The organism is Stenotrophomonas sp. 10L48 (assembly GCF_056395105.1).
Map to the genome: position 1 here is coordinate 432,427 of NZ_JBFTIX010000001.1, position 13,738 is coordinate 446,164.

Below are 13,738 nucleotides of genomic sequence, written 5' to 3' on the forward strand. Positions count from 1 at the left end.
CCCCCACAGGAACATCCCCATGACCAATTTCCCCACCGCTGGTGCCCCCGGCGACGACACCCTGCGCCACCACTACCTGCGTATCGACGGCCAGCGCGTGCATTGCGTCTCCGCCGGCAGCGGTCAACCGGTGCTGTTGATTCCTGGCTGGCCGCAGACCTGGTACGCCTGGCGCCACGTGCTGCATGCCCTGGCCGAGGCCGGCTTCGAAGCGATCGCGGTCGACCCGCCCGGCATCGGCGAATCCGATCGTCCCGCGCACGGCTACGACACCGGCAGCGCCGCCGCAGTACTGCACCAGACCATGCAGGCGCTGGGCCACGAGCGCTATCAGGTGGTCGGCCATGACATCGGCATGTGGATCGCCTATGCATTGGCCAGCGACCAGCCGCAGGCGGTGCAGCGCCTGGCCGTGACCGAAGCGGTGATTCCCGGGTTGGCGCCTGAGCCGGGCATCTTCGCCGCGCCGGCCGACAACATCTTCCTGTGGCACTTCATGTTCAACCAGGTGGCCGATCTTCCCGAGGCCCTCATCACCGGTCGCGAACGTGCCTACCTGGACTTCATGTTCGACCGCTGGTCGTACCGGCGCGATGCGGTGGCCAGCGAAACCTACATCGCCGCCTACAGCCGCCCCGGCGCGTTGCGTGCAGGGTTTGCCTGGTACCGAGCGATTCCGGAAACCATCCGCCAGAACCAGCTCCGCGCACAACGCCGGTTGACGATGCCGGTGCTGGCCATCGGCGCCGAGCACGCCACCGGCAATGCCCCGATGCTGACCCTGCAGCCGCACGCCGATGACCTGCGCGGCAGCGTCGTGCCGGGCTGTGGCCACTTCATCATGGAAGAAGCACCGGACGCCTTCCTCGCCCAGCTGCTGCCGTTCCTGCAGGAGGCTGAGCATGCCGCTTGAACCTGCGTTGCAATCGTTCGTGGATGCGGTGGCGGCGCAACCACTGCCAGACGATCTGCTGGAACTGCGCGCACTGAGCGAGCAGGCGCTGCCCACGCTGCAGGGTGCCACCGAGGCGGTATCGCATGTCGTGGAGCACGTCATCAGCGCGCGCGACGGCCATGCGCTCGTCGTGCGCCTGTATACGCCCGCAGCCAACGGCACCGAGCTGCGCCCTGCCCTGTTGTTCGCCCACGGCGGTGGTTGGTTCCAGTGCTCGCTGGCGGTCTATGACGGCCCCTGCCGGGCCCTGGCCAATGCCAGCGGCCATGTCGTCGCTGCCGTCGGCTATCGCCTGGCGCCGGAGCATCCGTTCCCGACGCCGCTGCACGACGTCGCCGATGCCTGGCTGTGGCTGCAGGCCCATGCCACCGCGCTGGGTCTTGATCCGGCACGGTTGGTCATCGGCGGCGACAGCGCCGGCGGCAATCTCGCCGCCGCGTGCTGCCTGCTGCTGCGCGATCAGGGACTGCCGTTGCCATCGCATCAACTGCTGCTGTACCCGGCACTGGATGCCACCATGGCCAGCGACACCTACCGCGAGTTCGCCGACGGCTACTACCTCAGCGCCGGCCTGATGCAGCGCTGCTGGCAGGCCTACCTCGGCGACGGTGACCGCCGACAGGCGCTGGCTTCGCCCCTCCTCGCCCGCGATCTGCGTGGCCTGCCGGCGGCCACGGTGCTGAGCTGTGAGTTCGATCCGCTGCGCGACGAAGCTGAACAATACGCCGCAAGCCTGCGGGAAGCGGGTGTGGACTGCACGCTGGAGCGCCTGCCGGGGATGATCCACGCCTGCATCCACTTGCGTGGTGTGTCGGCGGCGACCGACATCGCGATCCAGCGCGCGGCGGCCCTGCTGCCCTGAGCCAGGCCTGCAGCGGCGCAGAGCACCTGCGCCGCTGTGTCCGGCCCGCCCCTTTGCAGCCGGCACCGGCCAGCGCTATGCTAGGGCCGTCACGTGGCGCCAGCTCCGCTGCCCACGGGATGCAACACCCCCATGGGGCCATAGCTCAGCTGGGAGAGCGCGTCGTTCGCAATGACGAGGTCAGGAGTTCGATCCTCCTTGGCTCCACCATATGAAAAACAGAAAGCCCCGGCACTGCCGGGGCTTTCTGTTCTGGCCAGCCGCTCAGGCCGGCTCCTGCCCGCCGTCCTTGCGCGCGGGTGCACGCGAATGTGCATCGCGCACCTTCTGGTCCTGCTGGCCGGGACGCTGCTTGGCCACTTCATCCTGCTGCTTGTCCTGCCGGCTTTCCTGCACGCCCTGCTTGGCGTCAGCCTGGTCCTTGTCGCGCTCGCTCATCGAAAGCTCCGTCATCGGCGGGGGACCGATGCTCCCGGCTACGCTAGAGCGTGGGGCGTGAGCCGCAGGTCAGTCCGGCGCCAACACCGTGTGCAGCCTCGGCCTTGCGACCGCACTCGGCTCACCCCCAGAATCAGAAAGCATCATGTTTATCGGAATATGCCATGCCCTCTCGTGCGCAGTCCGCTTCGCCAGCAGCGCCAATGACCATCGACGCCGCCGATGGACGCATCCAGATCGGCAATCTGCCGACCCGGATCGGCCCCGCGCTGTCACTGGACCGGGCGCGCATCGCGTTTGCCGCGTGGATCCAAGGCGAACGCAACGTCGGCACAGGCTATCTGTGGCTGAGCCTGCAGGGGCTGAGCCTGGGCGGCGCCCGCGCAGGCATCAGCCTGTGCTTCCGCGGCCAGCAACTGGACATGGTGACGATGGGCGTCGAACTGCCTGGTGCAGAGCTGCAGGAGGGCTGGCCGACCCAGGCGACCATCGACGCCGAGGTCGCCTTCATGAAGCGCACGCTCGGCGCGGCACTGGGGCGGACGCTGGCAGGTGGGCACGCCCGCTTCGACTGGGGCGAGGCCTGGGCCGGTTTCGATCCGAAGGGGTTCATGGCCAGCAGCGGCATCCGCTACCGGCCACGCCGGTGAGCATGCTCAGGTGCGGGTAATCGACACTCCTCCCTCGACACGCATCGCGCTGCCAGTGACGAAACTGCTTTCATCGCTGGCCAGGAACAACGCCGCGTTGGCGATCTCTTCCGGCTCAGCCATGCGCTTGAGGGCGTGCAGCGAGCGCACGAAATCACGCGCATCGCCCGTGGGCGCGGCCTGCCGGCCCATTTCGGTGTCGGTGCCACCGGGCAGCAGCACGTTGCTGCGTACGCCGCGCGCACCGTACTCGGCGGCGATCACCTGACTCAGGCCGATCAGCCCGGCCTTGCTCGCTGCATAGGCCGCCATGCCCGGGAATCCCAAGGTGTGGCCGACGAACGTGCCGACGAACACCAGCGAGCCACCGCCGCGTGCCAGCAATGCCGGCAACTGCGCGCGCGCCGCATGGAAAGCGGCATCCAGGTTGGTGGCCACCACCTCGCGCCAAGCATCGGCAGGGAGCTCTGCGGTGGGCAGGCTGGGGCCGAGCATGCCGGCGTTGTTGATGGCGGCATCCAATCCGCCAAATGACTGTTGGGCCAGATCGACCAGCACCTGCGCGGTGGCAGCATCGGCCACGTCACCCGCATGCACGGCCACTTCGCCGCCGCTTGCGCGGATCTGCGCAGCCAGTTCATGAAGCGGCTGTGGGCGCCGCGCATTGAGGACCAGTCGCGCGCCCTCAGCAGCGAAACGCAGCGCGCTGGCGCGGCCAATGCCGGCGCTGGCGCCGGTGATGAGGATGATCTTGTCGTGCAGCCGCATGGATGTGCTCCGGGTTGGGATATGCCTGCAACCATGCGCCTGCACGGCCACGCGGACACTCCGTTTCCAGACCCGGCCGGCGGGTGCAGGAAACGGAGTTTCCACTGCCCTGGTGCATGCCAGAATCACGACATGGACAGCACCGCCGATATCGATCTGGATGCCCGTATTGAACGGGTCTGCCGTCATCTGCAGACCAGCGTTGACGAACCGTCGCTGCAGGAACTGGCCGACATCGCCGGCTGCAGCCCGTCCCGCCTGCATCGCCTGTTCAAGCAAGCCACCGGCGTGACCCCGAAGCAGTACGCCACTGCCCTGCGCGCCGACCGCCTGCGCGAAGGGCTGCAACGCCAGGACCGGATCACCGATGCCTTCCACGAGGCGGGATTCGGTTCCAGCGGACGCTTCTACGAAAATGCCCCCCGCCTGTTGGGGATGACACCCAAGCGCTGGCGCGCGGGTGGCGGCGGCGAGGTCATCCGATTCGCGATTGCACAGAGCACGCTGGGCAGCGTACTGGTGGCAAGCAGCAGCACCGGCGTGGTCGCGATCCTGCTGGGCGATGATCCAGAAGCGTTGCTGCACTCCCTGCAGCAGCGCTTTCGGCAAGCTGAACTGGTGGGTGCTGACCGGGGTTACGAACATCTCATCGCCCAGGTCATCGGCCTGGTCGAAGAGCCCGCACGCGGCACCGCGCTGCCGCTGGATATCCGTGGCACCGCCTTCCAGCAGCGGGTATGGCAGGCACTGCAGCGCATTCCGCACGGGCAGACCGCGTCCTACGCCGACATCGCAGCGCGCATCGGCGCGCCGCGTGCCAGTCGCGCGGTAGCCCGCGCCTGTGCCAGCAATCCTCTCGCAGTGGCGGTGCCCTGCCACCGCGTGGTGCGGCGCGACGGAGATCTGTCCGGCTATGCCTGGGGCGTGGAACGCAAGCGCGAACTGCTGCGGCGGGAAAAGATGACCCGTCGCTGACGCGGTCGCTCAATCCAGCTTCACCACCAGCTTGCCGAAGTTGCGCCCCTGCAGCAGGCCGAAGAAGGCTTCGGGTGCATTTTCCAGGCCCTGCACGACGTCTTCGCGGTACTTGATGCGCCCATCGCGCAGCCACTGCGGCATGTCGCGCTCGAATTCCGGCCACAGATGCTTGAAGTCATGCACGATGAAGCCACGCACGGTCAGGCGCTGGCGCAGGATCTGGCTGAACAGCGCTGGCAGCCGATCCGGTCCGGGCTGCGCGACGCCGCGGGCGTTGTAGGTGGCGATGGTGCCGCACACCGGAATGCGCGCGAAATCATTGAGCAGCGGCAGCACGGCATCGAGCACATGGCCACCCACGTTCTCGAAGTACACGTCGATGCCATCCGGCACGGCAGCGCGCAGCTGTTCGGCAAAACCAGAGGCGCGATGGTCCAGCGCCACGTCCACGCCCAGTGTTTCCAGATACGCACGCTTGGCCTCACCGCCGGCGATGGCAACTACGCGCGCGCCCTGCAGCTTTGCCAACTGGGCCACGGTGGCGCCGACCGGTCCACTGGCAGCGGCCACCACCAGGGTCTCGCCGGGTTGCAGCTTGCCGATTTCGATCAGGCTGGAGTACGCGGTGAACCCCGGCATGCCGTACACGCCCAACGCTGTGCTCAGCGGCAGCCCGGCCGGATCCAGGTGCCGGCTGATCGCATCACCCGCCACCACGGCATGCGTCTGCCAGCCACCGGGGGCCAGCACCAGCTCGCCCACCGCCAGGCCAGGCGCCTGCGACTGCAGCACCTCGGCCACGGTCTGGCCCTCCATCACCGCATCCACTGCCACCGGCGGTGCGTACGACGGGCCATCGTCCATGCGTCCGCGCATGTACGGGTCCAGCGACAGGTAGCGGTTGCGCAGCAGCACCTGGCCCGGGGCCAATGCCGGCAGCGGCACCTGTTCGAGGCGGAAATTGGCGGCGACCGGCGCACCTTGCGGGCGCGAGGCAAGCACAATGCGGGTAGTTGAATCGGACATGTCCAATGGCTCTGCTGCGGGCAGCGTCGGGAGAGGAACCGCGACAGTACGCCGCGCCCTGCCCTCGTGGGTGCCATGAAAACAGCGTTCCATCGGTGCCTTCCCCGCTCCGCCGCTGCATCGCTTGCACCGTCACCTTTGGCGCCAGCGACGGGCCGCTGTTTTCCGCGTCCGGCATTCCCGGTCAGGCCGGCTCTACGCAGGATCAACCACTTGCAGGTACTTCCGCTGGCCGCAGACACCAATGTGAAGGTTTTTTTCCAAAACGCTTGCCGAACCTGTCCTACGTCCGTAATATGCGCGTCCTCGGCAGCGACATCGCTGCAACGAAACAAGTGGCCGAGTAGCTCAGTTGGTAGAGCAGGGGATTGAAAATCCCCGTGTCGGCGGTTCGATTCCGTCCTCGGCCACCACTTTCGAAGACCTGCAGAAATGCGGGTCTTTTTTTTCTACATGGCCGAGTAGCTCAGTTGGTAGAGCAGGGGATTGAAAATCCCCGTGTCGGCGGTTCGATTCCGTCCTCGGCCACCATGTTCAAAGACCTGCAGAAATGCAGGTCTTTTTTTTGTCCGTGACGTTCCGTCCACGCACGACATGGATCGCGCCGCATCGATCCTGCGCGGATGCGGCACGTGGGTTGACGAAACATTCACACCTCCGCGTGCTGTGCAACCTACGCTCCAGACTCCTGCCCGGAGCCGACCAATGCGCTTGCACCCTGCCCTGCTCGCCTGCCTGCTGCTTTTCGCCGCACCGGCACTCGCTGCCGAGCCCGTGCGCGCGGTCAGCGAACTGGACATCGATCGCTATGCCGGCCAGTGGCACGAGATCGCACATCTGCCGGTGTCGTTCCAGAAGCAGTGCGTGGGCGAGATCACTGCCAACTACGGGCTGCGCCGCGATGGCCGGATCAGCGTCACCAACGCCTGCCGCAAGGCCGATGGCGAGCGGATTGTCGCCGAGGGTGTGGCGCGGCCCGTTGCGGGGCAGCCCGGCCAGCTGCAGGTACGCTTCGTTCCCGACTGGCTGAGCTGGGTGCCTCTGGTCTGGGCCGACTACTGGGTGATCGCGCTGGACCCGGACTACCAGTGGGCAATGGTCGGTGAGCCCGGCCGCAGGTATCTGTGGATCCTCGCGCGCCTGCCGGAGATGGACCGCGCCCTGTTCGACCAGCTCAAGGCGAAGGCGCAAGCGATGGGCTACGACCTGGCGCCGCTGCGTCTGATGGCGCCCGTGCACGACGCGCCCGTGCGCGACGCGCCCGCCGACTGAGGCGCCGCCCGACCGGCGCACGCAACGTCCGCAATCCAGCATCGCGCACGCCTCGCGTGCATCTTCACGCGCTACCCTCTGTGGCCGGTCGCCACGGGCGACCCTTTCCACCATACGCCGTAGTATGCTTATCCCACGCACCGCCTTCAGAGGACCTGCGCCCATGTTCCACCGCTTCCGTACCGTCTTGATCGTCCTGTGCACCCTGGCCCTGGTCGCTTGCGGCGATGGCATCGTCAAGCGCGTTTCGGAACCGGCCGCGAGCCTGCAGCAGCTGACCGTGCAGGCCAATGGCGACTGGACTGTCGCTCTGCGCCTGCAGAACTACAGTTCGATGCCGATGAGTTTCGACGACGTCGCACTGGCCCTGACCATCGGCGACACCGAGGCCGGCCCGCTGTCGGCCAAGCCGGGCATCTCCATCGGCGGCGTCTCCGCCGATGTCATCAACGTGAACTTCAAGCCCAGCCCGGCCGCACGCCTGGTGATCGCCGACGCACTGGCCAGCAACCGCACCCTCGCCTACAGCCTGAAGGGCACGGTGTCGGCCACGCCGCAGGAAAAGAAGCAGCGCACCTTCGATATCAACAGCCGCAGCACGCTCAACCAGGCCCCGGGCCTGCCCGGCGTGCTGCGCTGATCTCCGCTTTCCGCCGCGACGCATCGCGCCGCTCCTCCTGTTACTGATCAAATCGAGACGCACCGATGAGCAGCTACACCGCCCCGCTTTCCGACCTTCGTTTCGGCCTGCACGATGTGCTGAAGGTCGAGCCGCTGTTCGCCCGTCTTGGCTTCACCGACGCCACCGCCGATGTCGTCGATGCCGTGCTGGAAGAAGCCGGCCGCTTCAGCGCCAGCGTGCTGGCCCCGCTCAACAGCGTGGGCGACGAGATCGGCTGCGTGCTCGACCAGGCCAGCGGCGAAGTGACCACCCCACCCGGCTTCAAGCAGGCCTACGACCAGTTCGTCGACGGCGGCTGGACCGGCCTGACTGCGGCGCCGGAACTGGGCGGCCAGGGCCTGCCGCACACGCTGGGCGTGCCGCTCAATGAAATGATCAACGCCGCCAACCTGGCCTGGGGCAACTTCCCGCTGCTGTCGCACGGCGCCATCGAAGCGCTGAAGCAGCACGGCGAAGCCTGGCAGCACGAGGCCTTCCTGAAGCCGCTGATCGAAGGCCGCTGGACCGGCACCATGTGCCTGACCGAGCCGCATTGCGGCACCGACCTGGGCCTGCTCAAGACCAAGGCCGAGCCGAACGCCGATGGCAGCTATTCGATCACCGGCACCAAGATCTTCATCACCGCCGGCGAGCACGACCTGACCGGCAACATCGTGCACCTGGTGCTGGCCAAGCTGCCCGATGCTCCCCCGGGCGCCAAGGGCATCTCGCTGTTCGTCACCCCGAAGTTCAAGGTCGACCGCGACGGCAACGTCGGTGAGCGCAACGCGCTGCGCTGTGGCTCGATCGAGCACAAGATGGGCATCAAGGGCTCGGTCACCTGCGTGATGAATTTCGATGGCGCCCAGGGCTACCTGGTCGGCCAGCCGCACAAGGGCCTGCAGGCGATGTTCACCATGATGAACACTGCTCGCCTGGGTGTCGGCCTGCAGGGCATCGGCCTGTCCGAGCGCGCCTACCAGAACGCGCTGAAGTACAGCCGCGAGCGCCTGCAGTCGCGTTCGCTCAGCGGCGCCAAGTTCCCGGACAAGCCGGCCGACCCGATCCTGGTGCATCCGGACGTGCGCCGCATGCTGCTGACCATCAAGTCGCTGGTGGAAGGCAGCCGCCTGCTGGCCCTGCATGCGGCCACCCTGATCGACGTCGCCCACCATGCAGACGATGCCGGTGAGCGCGAGCGCGCTGACACCCTGGTGAGCTTCCTGACCCCGATCTCGAAGGCCTGCCAGACCGAATGGGGCATCGAGAACACCTACAACGCCCTGCAGTGCTTCGGCGGCCACGGCTACATCCGCGAGCACGGCATGGAACAGCTGGCCCGCGATGCCCGCATCACCACGCTGTATGAAGGCACCACCGGCATCCAGGCGCTGGACCTGATCGGCCGCAAGACCGCGTCCAGCCAGGGCGCTGGCCTGAAACTGATGCTGGCCGAGATCGAAGCGTTCGCCAAGGCGAATGAAGGCAACGAGAGCCTGGCCGAGTTCATCGGCCCGCTGCGCGCCAAGGCCGCCGAATGGGGCAAGCTGACGATGGACGTGCTGCAGCGTTCGGCCGCCAATCCGGACGAACTGGGCGCAGCGAGCTACGACTACCTGTTCTATTCGGGTTATGTGGTGCTGGCCTACTGGTGGGCCCGCAGCGTTGCCGCCGCCGATGCCAGCGCACACGGTGCGGCGTTTGCCCAAGGCAAGCGCGAGACCGCGCGCTTCTACTTCGCCCGCGTGCTGCCGCGCACCCTCAGCCACGCCGCCGCCATCCAGGCGGGCGCCGCACCGCTGATGGCAATGGACGACGAACGCTTCGGCGCCTGAGCCGGGCCGCACCCGGCACCCGGCACCCACGGTAGTGCCGGCCGCTGGCCGGCAACCGCAACAGCTGGAGCAACAGCAACAGCTGGTTTCCTGCGGGATGGCGGGGTGGGTCCAATTGCGGGGGACGGCGCAAGTACGTCCCTGTAGCCTCGATCGCGCCATCCATGGCGCTCACGCCCCCGCAACCGGCCCCACCCCGCCTTCGACAATTTCCCGGTAGATCCACGCCAAGCGTGGATGGAAACCATCCGTAATGCCTCTGGAGAAAAGCCCCCTTTTGTTAAAGGGGGCGCGCCGACGGCGCGGGGGATAGGAAGAATGCGCGGACCTGAATCTTGCGATTTKGGTTTCGCCCTCCGGGCGATACCCAAATCGCAATGATTCAGGTATAAGCTGTTTTCCCGATGGAGACAGACACTACACGCTTGGGTCTGATCGAAGCCGGAGCTCCGTTTTCTGCTCCGGGCGCCGAAGCATCGCCCAACGCCACGACGCTGCATCGCCCCGGCACGGTCCGGTTGCTCTCACTGGATGGTCATGGYCGGGTCCTGGACTGGATCACCTGGCAGGACGCCGCCTGCCTCTACGCCCGCGATGCCGTCGCCTGGACCCTCGGCGATCCCTGCCTGCACATCCACGGTGGGACCAATCGTCGCAGTGGCATGCAGAGCGGAATGGACCTGCACCCGATCATCGCCGCGCGCGGCCATGCCCGCTCGCGTGCACTGGACCCGACACCGAACCTGACCAACCCGGCCCTGTTCGCCCGCGATGCCCATCTCTGTCTTTACTGTGGACAGCAGTTCGGACGCCCGACCCTGACCCGCGACCACGTCATGCCCTTGTCCAAAGGCGGCCTGGATACCTGGGAAAACGTAGTCACCGCCTGCTTCCACTGCAATTCGCGCAAGAGCGACCGCACCCCGCAACAGGCCGGCATGCCGCTGCTGGCGGTGCCGTACCGGCCGAGCTGGATCGAGCACCTGATCCTGTCCAACCGCAACATCCTGGCCGACCAGATGGCGTTCCTGAGGGCCCAGCTGCCCAAGCGTTCCAAGCTCTGCACCTGAACATCCGGGAATGCAACCCTCACCGTCCTGTCACGGGCGGCGGCGTTTGCTTGCCCCACCCCCGTTTGAGGGCGAAAATGGGCGTTCAGAACAAGTGCGAACATGATGATCGACTCTGCCCGCTATCCCCGCCTCGCGCGCATCCAGACACCGGATGACCTGCGCACGTTCGACGAATCCGAACTGACGGCGGTCGCCGATGAACTGCGTGCCTACCTGATCGAATCGGTCGGCAAAAGCGGTGGCCATTTCGCCGCCGGCCTGGGCGTGATCGAGCTCACCGTGGCCCTGCACTACCTGTACCAGACCCCGGTCGACCAGCTGGTCTGGGACGTCGGCCACCAGACCTATCCGCACAAGATCCTCACCGGTCGCCGCGACGAGATCCATACCGTCAAGCAGAAGGATGGCGTCGCGCCGTTCCCCAAGCGCGAGGAAAGCGAGTACGACACCTTCGGTGTCGGCCACTCCTCGACCTCGATCTCCGCAGCGCTGGGCATGGCCATCGCGCGCCAGACCGAAGGTGATGATCGCAAGGTCGTGGCCGTGATCGGCGACGGTGCAATGACCGCCGGCATGGCCTTCGAAGCGCTGATGCACGCCGGCGGCATGGAACCGGAACCGAACCTGCTGGTGATCCTCAACGACAACAACATGTCGATTTCCGAGGCAGTGGGCGGGCTGACCAAGATGCTCGGCCGCGCCACCGGCAGCCGCACGCTCAATGCGCTGCGCGAAGGCGGCAAGAAGATCCTCGGCGACAAGAAGAACAATCCCGCACGTTTCGTGAAGCGCTGGGAAGAACACTGGAAGGGCATGTTCGTGCCGTCCACGATGTTCGAGGAAATGGGCTTCCATTACACCGGCCCGATCGATGGCCATGACCTGCCGGCGCTGCTGTCCGCGCTGAAGACGCTGCGTGCCTCCAAGGGCCCGAAGCTGCTGCATGTGATGACCACCAAGGGCAAGGGTTACGAGCCGGCCGAAGGCGACCAGATCGGTTACCACGCGGTGGGCCCGTTCGATCCGGACAAGGGCCTGGTGGCCAAGACCGGCGCGAAGAAGCCCACCTATACCGATGTGTTTGGCGACTGGTTGTGTGACGCCGCCGCAGCCGAGCCGCGTCTGTATGGCATCACTCCGGCAATGCGCGAAGGCTCGGGCCTGGTGCGCTTCAGCAGGGAATATCCGCAGCGCTACTTCGATGTGGCCATCGCAGAGCAGCACGCGGTGACCCTGGCCGCAGGCATGGCCACCCAGGGCGGCAAGCCGGTAGTGGCGATCTATTCCACCTTCCTGCAGCGCGCGTACGACCAGTTGGTGCATGACGTGGCCATCCAGGACCTGGATGTGCTGTTCGCGATCGATCGCGCCGGCGTCGTCGGCCCGGATGGTGCAACCCACGCAGGCAACCTCGACCTCAGCTTCCTGCGCTGCGTGCCGAACATGGTGGTGATGGCACCCTCCAACGAAGCCGAGTGCCGGCAGATGCTCAGCACCGGCCTGCAGCACCCCGGCCCGGCTGCGGTGCGCTACCCGCGCGGCAGCGGTACCGGCGTGGATGCCGGCAGCGATCTGTCGACCCTGCCGATCGGCAAGGGCGAGCTGCGCCTGCAAGGCAACCGCGTCGCCCTGCTCGCGTTCGGCAGCACCGTCGCCGCCGCCGAACAGGTGGGTCGCGAACTGGGTTTGAGCGTGGTCAACATGCGTTTCATCAAGCCACTCGATCGCGAACTGGTACTTGCCATGGCCAACCAGCACGACGCCCTGGTGACGATCGAAGACAACGTGGTGGCGGGCGGCGCAGGTTCGGCCGTGGCCGAACTGCTCAATGCCGAGGATGTGCTGCGTCCGATCCTGCACCTGGGCCTGCCCGATGCCTTCCAGCATCACGCCAGCCGCGAGGACCTGCTGGCCGAGGCCGGCATCGATGCGGCCGGCATCCGTGCGGCGCTGCTCAAGCGCTGGCCGCAGCTGGCCGCCGGCAACCCGCCGTTGAGCGCGGCGGGCTGAGAGCGTTGCAGGGGTCTGGTGGGGCCAAGCCATGCGTGGCTCCCCAGGTTCCTCATCCACGCCTGGCGTGGATCTACCAGATTGCTGGTGGCGCAAAAGCAGATCCACGCCAAGCGTGGATGGCGCGGACCGTGCCGACAAGCGGCGTGCTCAGCCGTAGCTGATCGCCTCGACAAACGCACCGCTGGACTCCACCCGCACCGAGGCGCGCTGGCCGGTATCGGTGAAATGCAGGCGGGCCAGGGTTTCGGCGAAATCGAAGGCACGGACGCCATCGCGGAACTCAATCGGCTCCGGCTTGTCCGGGTGCAGCACGCGCCATTGGCGCTGCTCACATTGCAGTCGGATCAACATGCGTTGCTCACTCCTTGAACAGCGTATCGACGACGAGAGAATGACCGCACCAGGCGCGACAGGAATGGCCAGTGCGAACCGGGACGCGCAAGGCGTCCCGGGAGTCGACAATACGAGGAAAGAAGTGTGATCGCTATCAGATTTTTCTGATCTTGAGCCGATTGCGACAACCGCTCAATTCACCTGGAACTGGGCCCTGCAGCCATTGCTGACCCAGATGCCACGGCGGTCCCAGCCCCAGGTCTGGCCTTCGATGCAGGCACTGCGCGATTCCTGTCGTACCAGACGCACGCCGCGACGAACCTGCGCATCGCAGTACTGCTGGCGCCGGTCATTGGAATGGCAGGCAATCACCTGGCCACCACCACCCCACTGGCTTCCGCCCCAGCCGTTGCCACCACCGCCACCCCAACCACCGCCGCCACCGCCCGGCCGCCGGTATTCACCGACGAATTCGGCACGGCAGCCCTGGGTAACCCAGACACCGTAACGGGATTGGCCCCAGGTCTCACCTTCCACACAGGGGGAGCCGGACAACTGGCGGATCATGCGCGCACGCCCTTCCAGCCGGCACTCGTTGCTGCGGTTCTTGATCGATTCGCAGCGCACGATGCCATTGCCACCACGATCATCGTAGCGATCGTCGTAGCCATAGTTCTGCGCCTGCACGCCGCCAGCGGCAGCCATCATCGGCAACACGGTGCACGCCACGGTGCGCCAAGTGAGTCCCTTGCCCATCCCTTGTCTCCAGGTGAATACGGTGGAGGCAAGCATCAGGGATTCCCGGCGTGGCGCACAGAGGGAGCCGCGACGGCGGTTTTTCCCCCATTCAACCAACCCAACCGCAACTGACTGC

Annotated in this window: 14 protein-coding genes and 3 tRNA genes; 12 read left to right on the forward strand and 5 right to left on the reverse strand. The window is 66.5% G+C overall.

Going from position 1 to position 13,738, the window contains the following annotated elements; all coding sequences use genetic code 11:
• Window positions 1-19: 19 nt before the first annotated feature.
• The 3 genes from AC1DCU_RS02180 to AC1DCU_RS02190 all read left to right on the forward strand — a co-directional run bounded on the left by AC1DCU_RS02180 (window position 20) and on the right by AC1DCU_RS02190 (window position 2,027).
• The gene (locus AC1DCU_RS02180; protein WP_442251526.1) at window positions 20-913 is read left to right on the forward strand and encodes an alpha/beta fold hydrolase; all 894 of its coding nucleotides are present in this window, start codon (window positions 20-22) and stop codon (window positions 911-913) included.
• Complete coding sequence (locus tag AC1DCU_RS02185; RefSeq protein WP_032978657.1) at window positions 903-1,817, forward strand: alpha/beta hydrolase; 915 nt, start codon at window positions 903-905, stop codon at window positions 1,815-1,817. Before AC1DCU_RS02180 ends, AC1DCU_RS02185 begins: the two co-directional genes overlap by 11 nt.
• A gap of 134 nt (window positions 1,818-1,951) precedes the next feature.
• A tRNA-Ala gene (locus AC1DCU_RS02190) sits at window positions 1,952-2,027 on the forward strand.
• A gap of 54 nt (window positions 2,028-2,081) precedes the next feature.
• Here the strand turns inward: AC1DCU_RS02190 and AC1DCU_RS02195 are convergent.
• Window positions 2,082-2,255 carry a hypothetical protein gene (locus AC1DCU_RS02195; RefSeq protein WP_442251527.1) on the reverse strand — a complete coding sequence of 58 codons (174 nt, stop codon included), beginning with the start codon at window positions 2,253-2,255 and terminating at the stop codon, window positions 2,082-2,084.
• A gap of 164 nt (window positions 2,256-2,419) precedes the next feature.
• Between AC1DCU_RS02195 and AC1DCU_RS02200 the strand changes: the two genes are divergently transcribed.
• Window positions 2,420-2,905: a hypothetical protein gene (locus AC1DCU_RS02200; protein WP_442251528.1), complete on the forward strand. Its 486-nt coding sequence runs from the start codon at window positions 2,420-2,422 to the stop codon at window positions 2,903-2,905.
• Window positions 2,906-2,911: 6 nt separating this feature from the next.
• On the opposite strand, the gene AC1DCU_RS02205 is transcribed toward AC1DCU_RS02200, so the two are convergent.
• On the reverse strand, window positions 2,912-3,673 hold the full coding sequence (locus AC1DCU_RS02205; protein ID WP_333623041.1) for an SDR family oxidoreductase: 762 nt from the start codon (window positions 3,671-3,673) through the stop codon (window positions 2,912-2,914).
• 132 nt (window positions 3,674-3,805) lie between these two features.
• On the opposite strand from AC1DCU_RS02205, the gene AC1DCU_RS02210 reads away from it, so the two are divergent.
• Complete coding sequence (locus AC1DCU_RS02210) at window positions 3,806-4,648, forward strand: bifunctional transcriptional activator/DNA repair enzyme AdaA (protein WP_140227441.1); 843 nt, start codon at window positions 3,806-3,808, stop codon at window positions 4,646-4,648.
• 9 nt (window positions 4,649-4,657) lie between these two features.
• Here AC1DCU_RS02210 and AC1DCU_RS02215 read toward each other — a convergent pair whose 3' ends face one another.
• Window positions 4,658-5,677 carry an NADP-dependent oxidoreductase gene (locus tag AC1DCU_RS02215; RefSeq protein WP_033831605.1) on the reverse strand — a complete coding sequence of 340 codons (1,020 nt, stop codon included), beginning with the start codon at window positions 5,675-5,677 and terminating at the stop codon, window positions 4,658-4,660.
• Between the two features lie 337 nt (window positions 5,678-6,014).
• Between AC1DCU_RS02215 and AC1DCU_RS02220 the strand changes: the two genes are divergently transcribed.
• The 7 genes from AC1DCU_RS02220 to dxs all read left to right on the forward strand — a co-directional run bounded on the left by AC1DCU_RS02220 (window position 6,015) and on the right by dxs (window position 12,528).
• Window positions 6,015-6,090 (forward strand) — tRNA-Phe (locus AC1DCU_RS02220).
• Window positions 6,091-6,132: 42 nt separating this feature from the next.
• Window positions 6,133-6,208 (forward strand) — tRNA-Phe (locus tag AC1DCU_RS02225).
• 174 nt (window positions 6,209-6,382) lie between these two features.
• On the forward strand, window positions 6,383-6,949 hold the full coding sequence (locus tag AC1DCU_RS02230) for a lipocalin family protein (RefSeq protein WP_025876343.1): 567 nt from the start codon (window positions 6,383-6,385) through the stop codon (window positions 6,947-6,949).
• 163 nt (window positions 6,950-7,112) lie between these two features.
• Complete coding sequence (locus tag AC1DCU_RS02235) at window positions 7,113-7,589, forward strand: LEA/WHy family protein (RefSeq protein ID WP_025876342.1); 477 nt, start codon at window positions 7,113-7,115, stop codon at window positions 7,587-7,589.
• Between the two features lie 65 nt (window positions 7,590-7,654).
• Window positions 7,655-9,445 (forward strand): acyl-CoA dehydrogenase C-terminal domain-containing protein, encoded by a 1,791-nt coding sequence (locus AC1DCU_RS02240; RefSeq protein ID WP_025876341.1) that lies wholly within the window; start codon window positions 7,655-7,657, stop codon window positions 9,443-9,445.
• A 404-nt stretch (window positions 9,446-9,849) separates the two neighbouring features.
• Window positions 9,850-10,515 (forward strand): HNH endonuclease, encoded by a 666-nt coding sequence (locus tag AC1DCU_RS02245; RefSeq protein WP_025876340.1) that lies wholly within the window; start codon window positions 9,850-9,852, stop codon window positions 10,513-10,515.
• Window positions 10,516-10,620: 105 nt separating this feature from the next.
• Window positions 10,621-12,528 (forward strand): 1-deoxy-D-xylulose-5-phosphate synthase, encoded by a 1,908-nt coding sequence (dxs, locus tag AC1DCU_RS02250; RefSeq protein ID WP_032951912.1) that lies wholly within the window; start codon window positions 10,621-10,623, stop codon window positions 12,526-12,528.
• 150 nt (window positions 12,529-12,678) lie between these two features.
• Here the strand turns inward: dxs and AC1DCU_RS02255 are convergent, their stop codons facing one another.
• Window positions 12,679-12,882, reverse strand: coding sequence for a hypothetical protein (locus tag AC1DCU_RS02255; RefSeq protein WP_032978640.1), 204 nt, complete (start codon window positions 12,880-12,882; stop codon window positions 12,679-12,681).
• A gap of 174 nt (window positions 12,883-13,056) precedes the next feature.
• On the reverse strand, window positions 13,057-13,620 hold the full coding sequence (locus AC1DCU_RS02260; protein WP_032978638.1) for a DUF3011 domain-containing protein: 564 nt from the start codon (window positions 13,618-13,620) through the stop codon (window positions 13,057-13,059).
• Between the last annotated feature and the right edge of the window lie 118 nt (window positions 13,621-13,738).

Bases quoted from the DNA above. Each gene is read 5' to 3' on its own strand.
- AC1DCU_RS02210 (WP_140227441.1), top strand. From the start codon at position 3,806: ATGGACAGCACCGCCGATATCGATCTGGATGCCCGTATTGAACGGGTC.
- AC1DCU_RS02195 (WP_442251527.1), bottom strand. From the start codon at position 2,255: ATGAGCGAGCGCGACAAGGACCAGGCTGACGCCAAGCAGGGCGTGCAG.
- AC1DCU_RS02240 (WP_025876341.1), top strand. From the start codon at position 7,655: ATGAGCAGCTACACCGCCCCGCTTTCCGACCTTCGTTTCGGCCTGCAC.
- AC1DCU_RS02185 (WP_032978657.1), top strand. From the start codon at position 903: ATGCCGCTTGAACCTGCGTTGCAATCGTTCGTGGATGCGGTGGCGGCG.
- AC1DCU_RS02205 (WP_333623041.1), bottom strand. From the start codon at position 3,673: ATGCGGCTGCACGACAAGATCATCCTCATCACCGGCGCCAGCGCCGGC.
- AC1DCU_RS02235 (WP_025876342.1), top strand. From the start codon at position 7,113: ATGTTCCACCGCTTCCGTACCGTCTTGATCGTCCTGTGCACCCTGGCC.
- AC1DCU_RS02200 (WP_442251528.1), top strand. From the start codon at position 2,420: ATGCCCTCTCGTGCGCAGTCCGCTTCGCCAGCAGCGCCAATGACCATC.
- dxs (WP_032951912.1), top strand. From the start codon at position 10,621: ATGATCGACTCTGCCCGCTATCCCCGCCTCGCGCGCATCCAGACACCG.
- AC1DCU_RS02260 (WP_032978638.1), bottom strand. From the start codon at position 13,620: ATGGGCAAGGGACTCACTTGGCGCACCGTGGCGTGCACCGTGTTGCCG.
- AC1DCU_RS02230 (WP_025876343.1), top strand. From the start codon at position 6,383: ATGCGCTTGCACCCTGCCCTGCTCGCCTGCCTGCTGCTTTTCGCCGCA.
- AC1DCU_RS02180 (WP_442251526.1), top strand. From the start codon at position 20: ATGACCAATTTCCCCACCGCTGGTGCCCCCGGCGACGACACCCTGCGC.
- AC1DCU_RS02255 (WP_032978640.1), bottom strand. From the start codon at position 12,882: ATGTTGATCCGACTGCAATGTGAGCAGCGCCAATGGCGCGTGCTGCAC.
- AC1DCU_RS02215 (WP_033831605.1), bottom strand. From the start codon at position 5,677: ATGTCCGATTCAACTACCCGCATTGTGCTTGCCTCGCGCCCGCAAGGT.